This window comes from Paenibacillus ottowii (assembly GCF_050516475.1).
GTDB lineage: Bacteria > Bacillota > Bacilli > Paenibacillales > Paenibacillaceae > Paenibacillus > Paenibacillus ottowii.
The window spans coordinates 1,620,424-1,637,539 of the sequence record NZ_CP191577.1; the positions used below are offsets into that span (position 1 = coordinate 1,620,424).

A 17,116-nucleotide genomic window follows, 5' to 3' on the forward strand; every position below is an offset into this window, starting at 1 on the left:
GAAAGCCTATGGATTCATCAAACAACTCTTTTATCTATTTTGCCTGGCTCACTATTCCCGTTTCTTTTTCTAGCTCCCAGCATAATAACAGCCATAACAGCAACCAAGACTGCTATAAGCGTAAAGGGAATATATTTGTCCACTCGATACAAGGTGGTCGTCAAAATAGGAGCAATGATCGCGGAAATCCCCTGTACCGCAGCTACCAGCCCCGCTGCTCCCCCTTGCTGTTCCTGACTGACTGCAAGCGAAGCACCTGCCATAAATCCGGGCATCAGTAAGCCCGTGCCTATGCCAAACATAAAGAACGCTGCATAGTAAACGACCAAGCTGGCTGAAATCAGAAATGATGTCATTCCAGCAATCAGGAATAGAGAACCGAGCAAAATCATCGGCTTAGGCTGCCATTTAAGCCATTTCATCTGAATGATCTGCACAATCAGCATCGCTGCCCCGGAGAACATAAGTCCAAAGGAAACGACTCTTGCCGTTTCGTTGGATGTAAGACCTAACTGATCTTGAAAATAAAAACCACCTATAACCTGAATCGTCACAATACTTATCATTGTAACTAAACCTACAAACAAATACATTCTTAGTCCTGGAAGGAGGGGGTTAACTCTAGCGGGTTTTTGCTGAATAACGGGCTGGGCAGCCGGAATCGCCAGCAGAGACACCACGAATGCAACAGCGGCAATGACAATCCCAAAATATAAGGGCCATAACAGCCCTATTAGAGTAAAAACACCTGCAATCGCGGGACCAAAAACCAGACCAAGCCCATTGGCCGCACTAATAATAGCCATCCCACTCCCACGCTCTTCTCCTTCCGTTACATCCCCCATATAAGCTTGGGACGATGACAACACCGCTGGGATAAAACCGCCTATTAGGCCGCGCGTAACAATCAGTAGGATTAACAGCAGCCACCCATTGAGCCAACTATTTAATCCTGCAAAAAGAGTAAGCGTAAATAACAAACAGCTTAAACACATCCCTATGAAACCAAGCAAAATCACAGGCTTGCGTCCCTTTGTATCACTCAGATTTCCCCATACTGGAGCCATCAAGGCCATCGTTATAGAGCCAAGCGATATTATTAATCCGGAATGGCTTTCTTTTAAGCCTAACTCACGAATAAGGGGCGGCATAATCGGAGCAATAAGCATGAGCCCTAACATGGCCACAAATACACTAAAAAAAATACTCCCTTTTATTCTATTCATCCTCGCATACTCCTCTGCTATAGATTTTCTCTATGCAGAAGTATACGGGGCATGCTAAGAAACTACTGCCTGTATACGGATAAAATTGCGGTTAAACGGATTAAATTTAGCATATAAAACAGCAACCAGGCTTCAGGACAGTAAAAGTAGTCTGCATTTAACCAATGAACGCCGTCATTTTGTGCTCCCTATATCGTTGTTAGATGAACTTTAATATTCTCTTCATCGCTGACTATATGAGAGAGCTTAATTTCCTAGCATGATATTACGATATATGATGTAAAGTCTTTTATGCTTTTGAACTACTATAGGAATGGATTGAATCTGTACATCGATGTCTAAGGGGGAAATCGCAGTGAAAACAAAGATAGGATCAAACATGAAGGTGAGATCACTAAGAACGAAGTTAACCATAATGTGCTTGATTATTTTAATTGTACCTACTTTCGTGATTGGAAGCAGTTCTTATTTTGTTTCCAAGAATGAAATGAATGAATCAGGCAAAGTGGCACTTAAGAATAGTGTGCAAATGGTAATTGGTATGATTAGTTTCCTCAATGGGCAAGTCGAAGCCGGTAATTTAACATTGGAGGAAGCACAGGAAAAACTGCGCATCGAGCTGCTCGGTGTAAAAGATGCTAATAATAAAAGACCGATAAAGATTAAATATACAGTAGGTAAAACAGGTTATCCGTGGGCAGTCAACCAAGATGCCGTTTCAGTGATGAACCCTTCAAATGAAGGTCAGAATTTAATGAATGCCGTGTCGGAAGACGGTGTGCATGTGGGAAAAGAGTTTGTAGAAGTCGGTACTAACGGCGGGGGATTCGTCACTTATAAATGGGCTTTACCTGGTACAGATCAAGTGGAGACGAAAATTTCGTATGTTGAAAAAGATCCTTATTGGGGATGGATCATCGGTTCTGGAGCATATTTTAACGAATTTAACAGCGGAGCGACCAAAGTCCTTTATATTGTCCTGATTATTACGACTGTTGCCGTTATTCTGGGATCAGTTATCGTAAGCTTTGTTTCGGCGCGTTTTACGAAGCCTATCATCATGATTGCAAAGCGGCTTAACGCTGTTGCGGACGGTGATTTAACAGTCGAAGAAGTCAAAATGAATTCAAAAGATGAGATCGGCGAGCTTGCAAAGGACTTTAATCATATGATTAAAAATATTAGATTTCTGATCGGTGAGGTAGACCTGTCCACAAAGCAGGTCGCTGCTTCCTCGAAAGAATTGACTCTTGGAGCAGAACACACGGGGCAAGCAACCGAGCATATCACCGTGGCAATTCAGGAATCGGCGGCTGGTGCAAAGGAGCAGCAGTTGATGCTCCAGAAGACAACCAGCTCGCTTGAAGAAATTTCAATAGGTATGCAGCGGATCACAGACAGCTCCTTGACCATTGCTGAATCGTCTACAGACGCGATGGAAATGGCGAGCCTTGGTGGTACTGCTGTACAACATACAGTGAAGCAAATGGACTTGATTAACCATTCCGTCAATGAAACCGATGCGGTTATGAGGATGCTGGATGAACGCACTCAACAGATCGACACGATGCTGCATGCCATTACGGATATCGCACAGCAGACCAATCTGCTTGCCTTAAATGCTTCGATTGAGGCTGCCCGTGCAGGCGAAGAAGGTCGCGGTTTCTCCGTAGTTGCTTCAGAGGTGAGAAAGCTGGCCGAACAATCGAACCAATCTTCCGGGCAGATTTCCGAGTTGATTCAGAATATGCGCAAAGATATGGAGCATTCGCTTAAGACCATGGAACGCGTAAAACAGGATGTCGGCTCTGGCATTAAAATTGCCAATGAGACAGAGCAGCAGTTTAACAAAATTGTGGCGTCCACCAATCATATTGCACAGCAAACGGAAGAGCTCGCAAGCATCACGCAGCAAATAACCGCAAGTGTCCAGGAAATTTCGGCGAGCGGAGAGAACGTATCCAGTCTGGCACTCCAAGCGGCAGACAACTCGCAGAATATTGCAGCGTCTGCAGAAGAGCAGCTGGCTTCGATGCAGCAGATCACCAGCCTGGCAACGACCTTGTCAGATATGTCACAGAAATTACAGGAGCTAACGGTCAAATTCAAATACTAACGGATTAAGTTTTTCCAGAACATCACGCTAAAACTGTTATTCATATTTATGAGGTCAACCAGTTCTTTGAGGTTGACCCTTTTTGCATTTGTTCTGAGGAGACGATTTGAATTGGACACGGTTACAGTTGATTTGGTTCAGAATTGGTTCAGAGGCATTTAGTATAGTAATTCGGTAGTGTAAAAAAATCATATTAGAAGGTTAGTCATCATGGAGGATCTTAGTAAGCATCGTGACACCGGAAAAATTTATGGAGGAAGTTTATGAGTAAATTCAAGTCTATTTGTTTAACGTATCTTGCTGTTATCGTCTTATTGGGGACCTGGACATGGAGTTTTTCCGAGAGTGCCGTATATGCAACCTCTTCACCGCTACCTAGTGTAACGGACGACGTGTATGCTACTGAAACTACGGTCACGAGTTGGACAAATCCATCTAAACAAGGTCAATCCGTAACGTTTAGCATCAAAACCATCTCAACCCCACAAATTTCAAAAGATTTAACCGGAACGGTTACCCTTATGGACGGCACGGATATACTAGATACGCTGACGATGAGGCCAAATGGCATTGCGAATGGATATGCCACCGCGACCTACACTACAAGCGATTTAAGTGTGGGAAGTCACCCGATTACTGCTATATATAGTGGGGATGCCCGTTTTACCCCTAGTACATCTGAGCCATACATTCAGGTCGTAAATGCGCCTTCAACTTCACCTTCGCCTACTCCTACTCCTACACTAAGACCTACAGTAACTACAGTATTGAGTGCGCTGAATCCGTCTAATCACGGTCAAGAAGTAAGGTTTAGCGTGAGGACAATCTCGAACCCTCAAACTTCGGGCGATTTAACTGGAACGGTCATCCTAATGGACGGCACGAATATATTAGATACGCTGACGATGGAGCCAGTGGGCATTTCGAATGGATATGCCAATGCATACTATACTACAAGCGACTTGAGTGTAGGAAGCCACTCGATTACTGCTTTATACAGTGGAGATGCTCGATTCGCACCGAGTACATCTGAAGCGTATATACAGGTTGTAAATGGAGATACAGGTACTGGAAATACTGGCGGAACTGGTACTACTAGCAGTATAAAAGATAAGAAGGATAGTACAGATAGCAGTGAGTCTATTGCTTCCAGCGAAACAACCACACCTTTATCACCATCGACTTTACCGACAGATTTACCGACTCCGGAAATCACGCCAGTAGAGCAATCCGAGGTGGTGCATGAGAAATATATAACGGGTTATCAGGATGGTACATTCCGACCCGACCAATCGATTACGCGAGCTGAAACCGCTGCGATGATGGCTAGAATTATGAAGCTGGAGACAAAAGAAAATACAACGACATACAAAGATGTACCTGGCACGTATTGGGCAAAAGATTCGATTATAGCACTCACGACACAGCACCTCATGAATGGATATTCAGATGGAACATTTCACCCAGAGCAACCCATTACCCGTGCTGAAATGGCAGCAATAATCGCATCCTGGAAGCATCTTAAAGGAACGCAAACCGCAGCGTCTCCTTATACCGATATCGAAAAGCATTGGGCAAGAGATTCCATTGTAGCGCTAGCTAATGCAGGATGGATTAACGGTTATAACGACAACAGTTTCCAACCGAATAAATATATAACAAGAGTAGAGACGGTTACAATTTTGAACACGATCTTAAAACGTGGGCCCCTGGAAGGAACAATTCAGGCTACGTGGAAGGATGTACCAGCAAATTACTGGGCATTTAAAAATATTGAAGAAGCGTCTCGTACCCATACTTCAACCATCAATTCAGAGGGTACAGAAACTTTTGTAAAATAAGCATCACATAAAAAAGCTGGAATCCTATCTATATAGGCTCCAGCTTTTTGTTTACTTGATATTTATTAGAATGGTCACAAAAGAAATTTAAAATACTTTCTTCAAGGACGATGGTTTCACTCCGTATTCCCGGAAAAATTGCTCTGAAAAGGCACTCACATTGCTGTATCCTACAGCCAGCGCAGCTTCTGTCACATTGCTTTCCTGGCTTCGTAGCAGCTTCATCGCATAATCGAGACGAATTTGGCGCAAATATTCAAATACAGTCATCCCAAAACATGCTTTGAATCCTTTTTTTAATTTAAAATCGTTTAATCCAACTTTTTTGGATAATGCGATCAGTGAAGGAGGATCAATCATGCTGGACTCAAGGATTTGCCGAGCCATATGCAACTTTCTGACATCTTCTTTAGATAAGCCTTCGGGCATGGGGGTTAAATCAAATAATTGAATCATAAATCGATTTAAAATCTCCAGTGCTGCTGCTTCCATTAATAAAGGCGATCTATGCACACTTTTCAAGTCTTTGATTAAATGTTCAATCATCACTATACTTCGGTGATCCAGTTCAAAACCAAGGTGATGGAATGCAGCACCCTTCAGAATTTGATTAAATTCAATAGCTGCCTGGTGACGAGCCGCCAACTGTGAAGCCGCATAATTAAACAACGAAACAGGAATACCAAGTGCAAATGATTGGTATTGTTCGTTAACCGGAGGATGGAAACGTGCTTTGAAATCCTGTAAAAAAATAAGAGCACCCTGTCCCATCGGGAGTGTATAATCCAGACCGGATATATTCACATAACGTCGTCCCGAAAGTGCAAATTGAAGTTCAATCATTTGTCCTCTGGAAGCAAAATACGTCGGGTACGGCTCGTGATATTGAATGTGCGAATAGACAATCTCGATTCCGCTGTAAGTTGTAACTCGGTAGATATGTCCGTTACCCGCTTCCGGTAACATCATATACGTATGCTCGTTTTGTTTTCTAAACGGAGTTTTTTCTAAGTAATGCTGATATATTAATGATAACGCATTTGAATTCACAAGCGCACACCTCAAATGTTTTCATTCATTCTGATGATTCAAATGAGAATCGTTATCATTAATATTAACCGAATTTGAATGGTTTGACCAGACTTATTGGAATATGCTGTGGAGATGTTCGGGGAATCTATTAATCCCAATCCATATAAAACGTTGCTTTCAATTTCCCCTTCTCACATGCTGGGCAACTCAAATGAACAGGCACACTGTTTTCAATATGTGCCTGTTCCATAACACTCGCGCATCTAGGACAAGCATAAGAAATTTTATACTGTGATGAGTCCGATATCATCTCAATAAACAGTTCATTGCGGATGGCCTGACAGACCGGACATACATATATCGCGTCATAAGCATCATATCTCGTCGAAGGGTTGCCTGTGAATTCTTCTATGCACCGCTTAAGGGCAGCATCCTGCACAAATGAAGCAATAGATTCCAAACTCATATATGAAAAACCGAATCCCACAAATATGTTCTTAGTAAAAACACAGCTATCACAATCCAGCTTGTACGCTTCCCCCATGATTAACCCTCCACATCACTCATTCTTTTTATAATAAAAAGCCCGTCATAAGAGGTAGGCTAGGCTAATTAGCTCTAAGGCGCGTCGGCTCTTAATCCCTTTATTAAGCCTCTATTTCTTTACAAGACTTGCTGAATGTGTAACCCGGTTTCTCCCACCACTCTTGGAGGCATACAGAGCCAAATCTGCTTGATGAACGATCGATTGTTCCGTATCCGCTGGCGTAACTGTTGCCACACCAATACTCACAGTAATGCTGTATTCTCCCCAATCCCTTGAGGCCGTCGTGGAGCGATATCTTTCTGCTGTACGAATGGCTTCCTCTTGATCGATGCCCGGAAGAATAATGACAAACTCTTCGCCACCATAACGAGCGACAATGTCCACGTCCCGTGACACGGATTGGAGTATTTCTGCCAGTTTAGTGAGCACTAGGTCGCCCACCGGATGACCGTAAGTGTCGTTAATGCTTTTGAAATGATCAATATCAATGAGCAGCAGCGAAAAAGGTATTCCGGTCTTTTGAAAGGAAGCTAGGCTGATTAGTAATTGATCTTGAAAATATCTTCTATTCTTTAGCCCGGTTAGCGGATCGGTTGACGCCATCATTTCTAGCTGGAGATTAATCCTCACTAGTTCCTGCTGTTTGGCTTCATACTCTTCGTGCAACCGTTCAAGTTCCTGGTTGGCTTCATTCGTCGCCTGATATAATTCCTGAAGCTTGGTTTTGGTCTGAAGTATATCTTTCTCATGTTCAATACGCTTACGCATCACAAGCACTACACAGTCAATCACTGCTTCTCCATTTCGTTCCTGGCGAATCCCGTTTAGAAGTACAGGTACATCCTGTCGATCACTTGTGCGAAACGAAAAGTACATCTCATCGACACGCCCGTACAACTGGATGTAGGGATAAAAATAAGTATGAAAAAATAGCTTGTTGGTAACAGACATTGTCATTTCAATCGGCCGTCCGAGCAATTGATCGCGCTCATAAAGAAGCATGTCCAACAAAGTTTGGTTTACCGATTGAATGATCCCAGTGTCCGAAATTGAAAAGTATCCACAGGGAGCTTTATCTAATTGAATATCCATTGCATGACTGCCTTTCATACGATATTACACACTGGCTAAATATTCTTTGATTAAATCGCTCGTTTCTCCTGGTTGGCTTAAATGAGGATAATGTCCCTTTGCTCTCATCTGCTGAAGTCTGCTATTTCTAAGATGGGCATGTAAATAATCCCCTACCTCAATTGGAGCAATACTATCGTCTGAGCACTGGAGAATAAGCGTAGGAACCGAAGCATGCTGAAGATCGAAACGGCAATCTGAAAAGAATGTAACCTCTGCAAATTGCCGTGCAATATGAGGATCTCTGGAGCAAAATGCCTTTTCCAATTCTTCAGTTAAATCCCCTCGCTCGGAATTCTGCATGGCAATGGGTGCCATGTAACTGGCCCAGCCAATAAAGTTCATTTGCATCATATCCAGTAATTCATCAATATCACTCTTATCGAAGCCCCCATAATAAGAAGGCAAGTCATTCACATAGCGTGGAGAAGGACCGAGCATGACAATGCGTTCAAAATATTGAGGGCTGCGGATGGATGCGAGCATTCCGATCATGCTGCTAACGGAGTGTCCGACGAATATGGTATTTCTTAAGTCTAACGCTTCCATAATATCCAGTACATCCTGGGCATACCCTTGCAAGTCACTGTATTTTTTCGAATCATAATACTTTATTTGAGAATCTCCCGAACCTACGTAATCAAACAAGACGATTTGGTAGTTGTCGATAAAGCTAGGGACGATATAACGCCACATATCCTGGTCGCATCCAAAGCCGTGAGCAAACACAATCGTCTGGCTACCTGTGCCTAGCACTTTTACATTATTACGTCGGAGAATATCAATGGTCACTGTGAATCACCTCTCTGAGGTAGTATCTGTTCTATGGCTTCTCTTCCCTATTATATCGGAAAAGATTCGATTATGGATAATGGCTCTCATTCATAAATCCAGCGTTTAATAGTCCCCTACATAAACGTAAAAAAGTCTCGACCAGTGATCTACATTACCATGACGGAATGCACAATTCACAGACCAAGACTTTTTTTAAAATCTTTATTTTGCATCAACATCATTCGTAATTTTCTCTACTAAACCTCTTCCTTGGTGCCTGTAGACATTTTGCGGATTTCTGTAGCGACAACCCCAAAACCTGCTCCTGCCTCACCCACCCGAGCAGCTTCAATCGCAGCATTTAGTCCAAGCAGGTTGGTTTGTTCTGAGATTTCCTTGATGTAGCCAGCCACCTCAGTCACGTTACCGGAGTCCTCAACCGCTTTTTTCGTATTACCTAAAATTTCCCGTGCGGTTGCACTAAGCTCCTCCGAATGGGTCGCCACATGCTGAATCCCTTCAACCAGCTTGCTTGTAACCTCCTCCGCTTGGCTCATCAATTTCTTCAGTTGATCTTGATTATCCAGACTATAGGTGATGCACATTACTGCCTCGATCTCATTCTGTTCATTCGTTTTTAATCCAAACAGCGCATACCTATGAATAGGCACGCGCTGACTGTATAACTTTTTGAAGACACACACGAAGCATTAATCCAGCTGTTCTCCATTGGTTTCAATCACGCTCTTATACCAATAGAAGCTTTTCTTTCTGGATCTGGCAAGTGTCCCTTTCCCATCATTATCCTTATCCACATATATGAATCCATAGCGTTTTTTCATTTCCCCGGTTCCTGCACTTACCAGATCAATACATCCCCAAGGGGTATAGCCTATTAAATCTACTCCATCAGCAATCGCTTCTTTCATTTGCTCAATGTGTTGCTTTAGATAATCAATTCGATAATCATCCTGAATGGAGCCATCTTCTTCTACGGTATCCACGGCGCCCAGACCATTTTCCACAACCATTAACGGAATTTCATATCGGTTATAAATGTTATTGAGCGACCATCTCAATCCCTGCGGATCGATTTGCCAGTCCCAGGCACTTGCTTTTAAGTAGGGATTCTTTAATCCCATGGATAAATTACCACCCACCTTTTCCTGATTGGGGTCTGCACTGACACAAGTAGATGAATAATAGCTAAAGGTATAAAAATCTACGCAACCTTCTTTTAAAACGTCTTCATCATTGTCCTGCATCGTAATTTGGATATTATGTTCTTTAAAATATCGTTTCGCATAGCCGGGATAAGCACCTCTTACTTGAACATCTGAGCATAGGAAATTACTCAAGTTATCCTTTTGTTGGGCCAGCAAAACATCATCAGGGTTACAGGTAAGTGGATATGAGCACATATAAGCAATCATACAGCCAATTTTAAAATCCTTATTAATTTCATGCCCCAGCTTTACTGCCTTTGCGCTGGCTACAAATTGATGGTGCAATGCTTGATACAGCACCTGCTCATCCTTCACTGTAGCATGGGCGAGCTCTCCATTTCCCTCTGGCATCATCGCTCCGGCCATGAACGCTCCGAAAGACAAGGTTAAGATATTAATTTCATTAAAGGTGAGCCAGTATTTTACGACATCCTTGTATCGGTTAAAGAGCACTTCGCAATACCTTACATAAAAATCGACGACTCTGCGATCGGACCAGCCATTATATTTCTCAGTTAAATGAAACGGTGCCTCATAATGTGAGATTGTAACCAACGGCTCAATGTTGTACTTTTTTAATTCTGCGAATACACGATCATAAAACTGCAAGCCTTGCTCATTCGGCTCGGTATCATCCCCGTTCGGAAATATTCTCGACCAAGCAATCGACATTCTAAAGACCTTGAACCCCATTTCAGCAAATAATCGGATATCCTCTTTATAATGATGGTAGAAATCAATCGCCTCGTGACTTGGATAGTTCATGCCTTCTTCCAACACAGGCGTAATTCTTCGGGAAACAGTATGCGTCCCGGCTGTTATGACATCAGCAGTGCTTAGTCCCTTACCATCCACGTTATATCCACCTTCAAATTGGTTAGCAGCCGTGGCCCCTCCCCATAAAAATCCTTGTGGAAACTTCTTGGTTATATTATTACTCATTGTCATTCCTCCTAAAATATTGGTAGTTTAAACCATGACCGTCAATAAATCCTCTTTATAACCAATCGTCTTCTTCTCCGTTTCAATGACATCCAAGTAACTAGCCGTGTTGGCAACGATTACAGGGGTAGTCAGAACGTAGCCAGCCTCTTTGATCGCCTCCATATCAAACTCCATCAGCAATTGTCCCTTTTTGACGGCTTCCCCTTGTTTTACTTTGGGATAAAAATGTTTACCTTTTAATTTGACCGTATCCTTGCCTACATGGATGAGAATCTCCACGCCTTGATCACTGGTAATTCCGATGGCATGACCTGACGAAAATAAGGAGGTTAATACACCATCTACAGGCGAAACGACCTTACCTTCAGCAGGCTCAATGGCAATCCCTTTCCCCAGAGCACCTGTCGAAAAGGCTTCATCAGTTACCTCAGATAACGGTTTTACGTCACCCCTTAACGGACTGATCACCGTCTCCTGTCTGATTAAGACTTCTCCCCCTTTTGCTGCACCTGTTGTACTCGCTTCTTTTTTCGTTTCTTTCACCTCATCATCTTTGAATCCGCCAAGGAACATAAGCAAGAAGCCTAATACGAAACTTACCAGAATACCGATAACCGCCCCATAAAATCCGCTGTCTATTCCTGACGGACTGATATAGCTTGGAATCGCGAAAATGCCCAGGCCGCCAATGATATACCCTTTCGTTCCCATCATTCCGATAATACCGCCGCCTACTGCAGACGCTATACAGCTTAAAATGAATGGTTTCTTACGTGGTAATGTAATTCCGTAAATCGCAGGTTCTGTTACACCAAAAATCCCGGAGATGACAGCTGGAATGGAAAGGGATCTCAGTTTTACGTTTTTGGTTTTGAACAAAATCGCCAGCACCACACCTGTTTGAGCAAAGGAGGCCCCCAGCGTCGCAGCAAGGATCGGGTCGAATTTGAGCACCGCCAAGTTGTTCATAGCGATAGGAACGAGACCCCAGTGCAGTCCAAAAATAACAAATACCTGCCAGAAAGCCCCCATGATAATACCTTCAATAATCGGGCTTAGGTTATACACAAAGAGGGTGGCTGCACCCAGCAGTTGACCTGCCCAAGTCGAGAGCGGTCCAATCACAATCAGAGCTAAGGGAACAATAACTAACAAGGTGAAAAACGGAACCAAAAAAGTTCTTACTACGCTAGGGATGACCTTTTTAAAGAAATTTTCTATTTTTGAGCCGACATAGGTGGATACAATAATCGGAAGCACAGTTGATGCATAGCTCATGAGAATGACCGGAATACCTAAGAAGGTGATATATACCGGTGACTCAAATATAGTGCCGCTAAATAGAGTGTATAGCGGTTTACCCGAGGCTGTTATCGTGCTAAAGGTTGGATAAACAAGTGACGCCCCGATCGCCATACCTATAAAAATGTTGGCATTGAACTTTTTGGCCGACGTATACCCCAGGAAAACTGGGAAGAAGTAGAACAAGCAATCTCCTAAAGCATTGAGAATTTGATAGGTACCTGAGGTAACGGTCAGCCAGCCTAAAGCTACAAACAAGGCCGTAAAGCCCTTAATCATACCCGTGGCACTCAAGACGCCAAGCGTGGGTGTAAATACACCTGAAATGGTATCAATAAACCTATTGAACAAACTCACTTTTTCACCTGATGCTTCTTCTGCATCACCTGCCTGGAAGCCACCTATCGCGGCAACATCCGCATAAACCTCGGGCACATGATTACCGATCACCACTTGGTATTGTCCGCCGCTTTTTACCACAGTGACCACACCATCCATATTTTTCAGAACCTCTGTATCGGCCTTACTCTCATCCTTTAGTTTGAAGCGCAAGCGTGTAATACAATGAGTTAGACTATTTACATTTTCTTTGCCGCCGACATTTCTGATGATGTCTTTTGCTAATGTCTCATACTTCATTGTAACTGCCCCTTTATTTGTATTTATAAAAAAAGGCAAAACCAAAATAGATCAAATTCGATCTAGGTTGGTTTCGCCTGCATTACCAGTAACAATCCAAGGAGTTATTCAATTGGTCATTGAGTTACGCGCTGAATATGAATCGTTATATACAGTTTTTCTTCGTCTGACAATACTGTGTCCAAGTATTTCTCGATCTTTAGCATACAGTTGTAAGCTTTTTTGTACTTTGCTTTCACTTGCCTTAATAGAAAATCATCTTCCAGTGCTAATTTTTTTTCTTTTTGAATTAATCGCTGAAAGAAAAACCTTAAATGCGTAATAAATCGTTCATAGCTGGTCGAATGCTCATCCAGGGTAATATTGTAAGAATATTTAATAATATTTAAGATATCCTGTATTTTTTGAGTTTGTTGAGCAACATCAGCTACTTTATGGTAGGAGCTGTTGACTTGAGCATTGATTAAATGAAGAGCTATGTTGCCTGCCTCATCTTCAGACAATCGTTTACCTGTTTCCTCTTCAATAAAGTCCAATGCTTTTAAGCCAACTCCGAATTCTTTAGGATAAAATTTTCTGATTTCCCAAATGAGCGGGTTCGCATTTTTAAACCCTTCATCAAACATTTTAAATGCATTGTTCATGTGATCTGTAAGCGAAACATATACATAGTCACTCAGCTGTGCTTCCAATATGCTTTTTCCATATTCAATGATGTCATAGCATAACGAAACATATTCTGTAGGGACATCCTCTAGCAATAGCTTGAATTTTTCGGAGGCATCTTTTTGTTTTAGGACAAAAACCTTTTCAATTAAATGCTCTTCTACTTGTTCCCCTGCATTCTTTTTAAAAGCAATTCCACGACCCATAACAACAAATTCATGCCTTTTTGAATCTTTGGCTATTATGGCGTTATTATTAAATATCTTTGTTATGATCATTCTGGCTGCCCCCTGATCCCGCAATAATTTAAAAAAGGAATTAGATGCTGGGCGATATTTCAGATAGGTCACAAGACGGTAATAGCCGATCAACTTTCGCTGTAAACCAACTATAATGCACAGATTTACAACCCTTTCCTTGAAAGCGCATTCACAAAGAGAGATAAGCCCTACGTTTTCCCTTTAACCAAGGTCTTACGACATTATTCTGGGCTGCTGTTTTGTTGGTCGACGTTATTACCATTGTTGTTCAGCACTTGTAAGGCTCATCATCACTCACCTTTCTGCGTTACTACAAATCTGTATTCAAAAAGAAAAGGCAAAACCCAACACATGGAAATCCAGTTCCATGTCCCGGGTTTTGCCTTTTCAGTAACAATCCCAAGATCATAATAACATCAAATTTAAGTTTTGCCAACAAAAATGTTTGCGCTTTCTTTTTGGAGACAGCACCTTGAATACGTCACATTGCCATGATAAAAATATCAGCCGCCAATGTAGGACATGTTAATCTTTTTTCGGTTGTTTACAGTCTGTTCAGTACGTTCATCGGAGTACCGGTCTATGCGTTGCTCCCATACGGAAGTAATCGCATCGAGTAATTCTCGGTCATTCGCCCCGTCACGAAGCATCTGGCGCAAATCAAATCCGTCTGAAGCAAACAAACACGTATAAAACTTGCCATCCGAAGATAGACGGGCACGCGTGCAGGATGAACAAAACGAATCAGAAACCGAGGTAATGAAGCCAACTTGCGCGTCGCTGTTTTTATAACGGTAACGTTTGGCCACTTCTCCAAAGTAGTTCTGATCTATTGGCTCCAGCTCGTATGCATTCTTAAGTTGTTCAATAATCTCTTCTTTGGTTACTACCTTTTTGAAGCTCCATCCGGTATCGTTACCTACATCCATAAACTCAATAAAACGAAGGGTTATTCCCTGCTCCTTAAAATAAGCGGCCATCGGCAAAATTTCAGAGTCATTAACACCTTTTTGTACTACCATATTCACCTTGATCTCAAAACCGATTTTTCTAGCATAATCGATCTGTTTCAAAATAAAAGCAGGCTTAATGCCTCGTCCATTCATCCGCCCGAATAGTTCCGGGTTCAGAGCATCTACACTGACATTAAGGCGTCGCAGCCCTGCGTCATACAGGCGCTCTGCCTGTTGCCCCAGTAGCAAGCCATTTGTGGTCAATCCCATATCCCCCACGCCGTTGATCGACAAAATACGGGAGACAAGGACGGGAAGATTGGGCCGCATTAATGGCTCACCGCCTGTAAGTCGGATTTTTTGGACCCCAAGGCCCACAAAGAGCTCCGTAAGCCGATGAATCTCTTCAAACGATAGGCATTCGCTTTTGGGAAGAAAGGCAAAGTCGTCACCGAAAATTTCCTTTGGCATACAGTAGGAACAGCGAAAATTGCATCGATCCGTCACGGATATACGTAAATCACGGATCGGACGCCGCAATGTGTCTTTCAGCGGATGTGAACTCATGTGACCACCTTCTTTTTTTTCATTAGCTGTAATTGACGTTGCAGAAATGGACACATGACGAGCATTTTCACTAGCCACCGCTGACTGGCGGAATAAAAGCTGCGGTATCTCCATCCTGCAGTACATCTGTTGGCAATGCATATTCCTCATTTAATGCAACTCGTATAGACTCGATCGGCATATCCCGATATTTGTCTGTGATCCACCTGCACAATTCCTCCACAGTATGGCCTGCCAAGTCTGCTATTTCTTCAGATTTTCCCGTCACCTCACGGAGCCCCGCAAAATAGTACAGCTTAATCATGACTGATTTCCCCCGGTTTTTTCTTTTGTTGTCCGATCCATTGCGTGCCGTCTTCCCAAATTTCTCGTTTCCAGATCGGAACCATTTCCTTGATTCGTTCAATTGCATATTCATTCGCTTCATACGCATCCGAGCGGTGTGGTGATGAGACAGCGATGACAACCGCAATATCTCCAATTTGAAGCTCACCAATCCGATGCGCGATTGCCACCCTTGTTCCTTCCCATTTCTGTTCGATTTCGTGGCCAATCTCCGCAAGCTTTTTCTCGGCCATAGGTACATAAGCTTCGTAAGCAAGGGATAACGTCCGTACGCCTTGGGTCCACTCTCTTACATGCCCTGTAAATAAAGTCACTGCTCCTGCTTCCGGCCTTAAGACATAATCCGCATAGGTCTGTGGGAGAATGGGCTCCGTCACGATTTCAAATACACTCATTTTTTCCACCTTCCAGCCACCCGGCACGCTACTTTCCTTTGAAAATTCTATGAACAATTTCTATTTCTTAGATCTATATCTCTTGTTCAGCCGAACAACTGATGATATAACTTTTGACCCCTGGCAACACTTCCGATCCCGTGAATGAGGAGTCTTCCGTTTTTAAATAAAATCATTCGATGCTTAAAGGCATAAAATTCAACGAAATAAGGAGTCCTTTTTACATGTTCCGCTATAAGCCTACCCATCTTCTCTGCATCGTCCAGTGTGATCGGACGATGCGGGTCTGGAAGAACCTGCACCACATCCCGCCCGCACAGCGCAGCATACGCCGAGCGATGGGGTGCTGTCAGTGCAGGAAACACGGGCTGTTCCCCACAGGTTGGACAATCCGGATTATGGATACGGGAAATCCCTATGTCCATTTGCGTATTCTCCCATAAATCAAATAGATGAACCTTGCTGCGCATCTGATCACGTTTGCCGCTCAGCCACTTCATGGCTTCTGCACTTTGGAGGGCAGCCGTCACTTGGACTGCGGGCGAAATGATTCCAGCCGTGTCACAGGTCTGATTGATTGCTGGCAGCGAGGGCAGAAGGCAGCGAAAACAAGCCGACTTGCCCGGCACGAACGGAAAAACAACGCCTGTGCTTCCAACACAGGCGCCGTAAATCCATGGAATTTCAGCCTTTAGTGCAGCATCGTTTATAAGCAGCCGGGTTTCAAAATTGTCCGTTGCATCCATCAGCAATGTGCTTTTACCAGCAAGCTCTTGAGCAAGCCCGGCATCGAGGCTGTCGAGATAGGTATACAAGCGTACGTCTTCTCGTATCGCCTTCAACCTTTTTTCAGCAGCCGTTACCTTGGGGAGCATTTGTGCAGCATCCTGCTCCGTGAATAACTGCTGGCGTTGCAGATTCGACGTCTCCACATAATCACGGTCAACCAGGTGAATCTCTCCGACGCCCGCTCTTACTAATGTTTCAGCGATGGCGGAGCCTAGTGCCCCGCAGCCGATAATGGTAACAACAGCTTCAGACAGATTACGTTGTCCTTCACTGCCGATGGGTCTAAATAAGATCTGTCTTGAATAACGTTCCTTCATCACAATGTCCCCCTAACGTTGAAGAGCGATCGTTAACTTGTGCTT

15 protein-coding genes are annotated in these 17,116 nt (G+C 43.2%); 2 read left to right on the forward strand and 13 right to left on the reverse strand.

The window, feature by feature from the left end:
* Positions 1-17: 17 nt before the first annotated feature.
* Positions 18-1,226 carry an MFS transporter gene (locus ACQQ6X_RS07620; RefSeq protein ID WP_305164832.1) on the reverse strand — a complete coding sequence of 403 codons (1,209 nt, stop codon included), beginning with the start codon at positions 1,224-1,226 and terminating at the stop codon, positions 18-20.
* Positions 1,227-1,581: 355 nt separating this feature from the next.
* Between ACQQ6X_RS07620 and ACQQ6X_RS07625 the strand changes: the two genes are divergently transcribed.
* Together ACQQ6X_RS07625 and ACQQ6X_RS07630 are read left to right on the forward strand one after the other, a co-directional pair.
* Complete coding sequence (locus tag ACQQ6X_RS07625) at positions 1,582-3,342, forward strand: methyl-accepting chemotaxis protein (RefSeq protein WP_305164833.1); 1,761 nt, start codon at positions 1,582-1,584, stop codon at positions 3,340-3,342.
* 263 nt (positions 3,343-3,605) lie between these two features.
* On the forward strand, positions 3,606-5,183 hold the full coding sequence (locus tag ACQQ6X_RS07630; protein ID WP_305164834.1) for an S-layer homology domain-containing protein: 1,578 nt from the start codon (positions 3,606-3,608) through the stop codon (positions 5,181-5,183).
* Between the two features lie 87 nt (positions 5,184-5,270).
* Here the strand turns inward: ACQQ6X_RS07630 and ACQQ6X_RS07635 are convergent, their stop codons facing one another.
* From ACQQ6X_RS07635 to ACQQ6X_RS07690, 12 genes are all read right to left on the reverse strand, one after another.
* Positions 5,271-6,233: a helix-turn-helix domain-containing protein gene (locus ACQQ6X_RS07635; protein WP_326400069.1), complete on the reverse strand. Its 963-nt coding sequence runs from the start codon at positions 6,231-6,233 to the stop codon at positions 5,271-5,273.
* Positions 6,234-6,363: 130 nt separating this feature from the next.
* Entirely contained in the window at positions 6,364-6,759 is a 396-nt protein-coding gene (locus ACQQ6X_RS07640) for a hypothetical protein (protein WP_305164836.1), read from the reverse strand.
* Positions 6,760-6,870: 111 nt separating this feature from the next.
* Positions 6,871-7,854, reverse strand: a complete 984-nt coding sequence (locus ACQQ6X_RS07645) for a sensor domain-containing diguanylate cyclase (RefSeq protein WP_305164837.1) — start codon at positions 7,852-7,854, stop codon at positions 6,871-6,873.
* Positions 7,855-7,878: 24 nt separating this feature from the next.
* Complete coding sequence (locus ACQQ6X_RS07650; RefSeq protein WP_305164838.1) at positions 7,879-8,685, reverse strand: alpha/beta fold hydrolase; 807 nt, start codon at positions 8,683-8,685, stop codon at positions 7,879-7,881.
* A gap of 239 nt (positions 8,686-8,924) precedes the next feature.
* Entirely contained in the window at positions 8,925-9,371 is a 447-nt protein-coding gene (locus ACQQ6X_RS07655) for a methyl-accepting chemotaxis protein (RefSeq protein ID WP_305164840.1), read from the reverse strand.
* A gap of 6 nt (positions 9,372-9,377) precedes the next feature.
* Positions 9,378-10,835: a glycoside hydrolase family 1 protein gene (locus ACQQ6X_RS07660; RefSeq protein ID WP_305164841.1), complete on the reverse strand. Its 1,458-nt coding sequence runs from the start codon at positions 10,833-10,835 to the stop codon at positions 9,378-9,380.
* A 27-nt stretch (positions 10,836-10,862) separates the two neighbouring features.
* On the reverse strand, positions 10,863-12,779 hold the full coding sequence (locus ACQQ6X_RS07665) for a beta-glucoside-specific PTS transporter subunit IIABC (protein WP_305164843.1): 1,917 nt from the start codon (positions 12,777-12,779) through the stop codon (positions 10,863-10,865).
* A 116-nt stretch (positions 12,780-12,895) separates the two neighbouring features.
* The gene (gene licT, locus ACQQ6X_RS07670; RefSeq protein WP_149033853.1) at positions 12,896-13,723 is read right to left on the reverse strand and encodes a BglG family transcription antiterminator LicT; all 828 of its coding nucleotides are present in this window, start codon (positions 13,721-13,723) and stop codon (positions 12,896-12,898) included.
* A gap of 485 nt (positions 13,724-14,208) precedes the next feature.
* Entirely contained in the window at positions 14,209-15,225 is a 1,017-nt protein-coding gene (moaA, locus tag ACQQ6X_RS07675; protein WP_305164845.1) for a GTP 3',8-cyclase MoaA, read from the reverse strand.
* Positions 15,226-15,295: 70 nt separating this feature from the next.
* Positions 15,296-15,529, reverse strand: a complete 234-nt coding sequence (locus tag ACQQ6X_RS07680) for a MoaD/ThiS family protein (RefSeq protein ID WP_305164846.1) — start codon at positions 15,527-15,529, stop codon at positions 15,296-15,298.
* A complete protein-coding gene (locus tag ACQQ6X_RS07685; protein ID WP_305164847.1) occupies positions 15,522-15,965 on the reverse strand; it encodes a molybdenum cofactor biosynthesis protein MoaE in 444 nt (147 codons plus the stop codon). Before ACQQ6X_RS07685 ends, ACQQ6X_RS07680 begins: the two co-directional genes overlap by 8 nt.
* 86 nt (positions 15,966-16,051) lie before the next feature.
* A complete protein-coding gene (locus tag ACQQ6X_RS07690; protein ID WP_305164849.1) occupies positions 16,052-17,071 on the reverse strand; it encodes a ThiF family adenylyltransferase in 1,020 nt (339 codons plus the stop codon).
* Between the last annotated feature and the right edge of the window lie 45 nt (positions 17,072-17,116).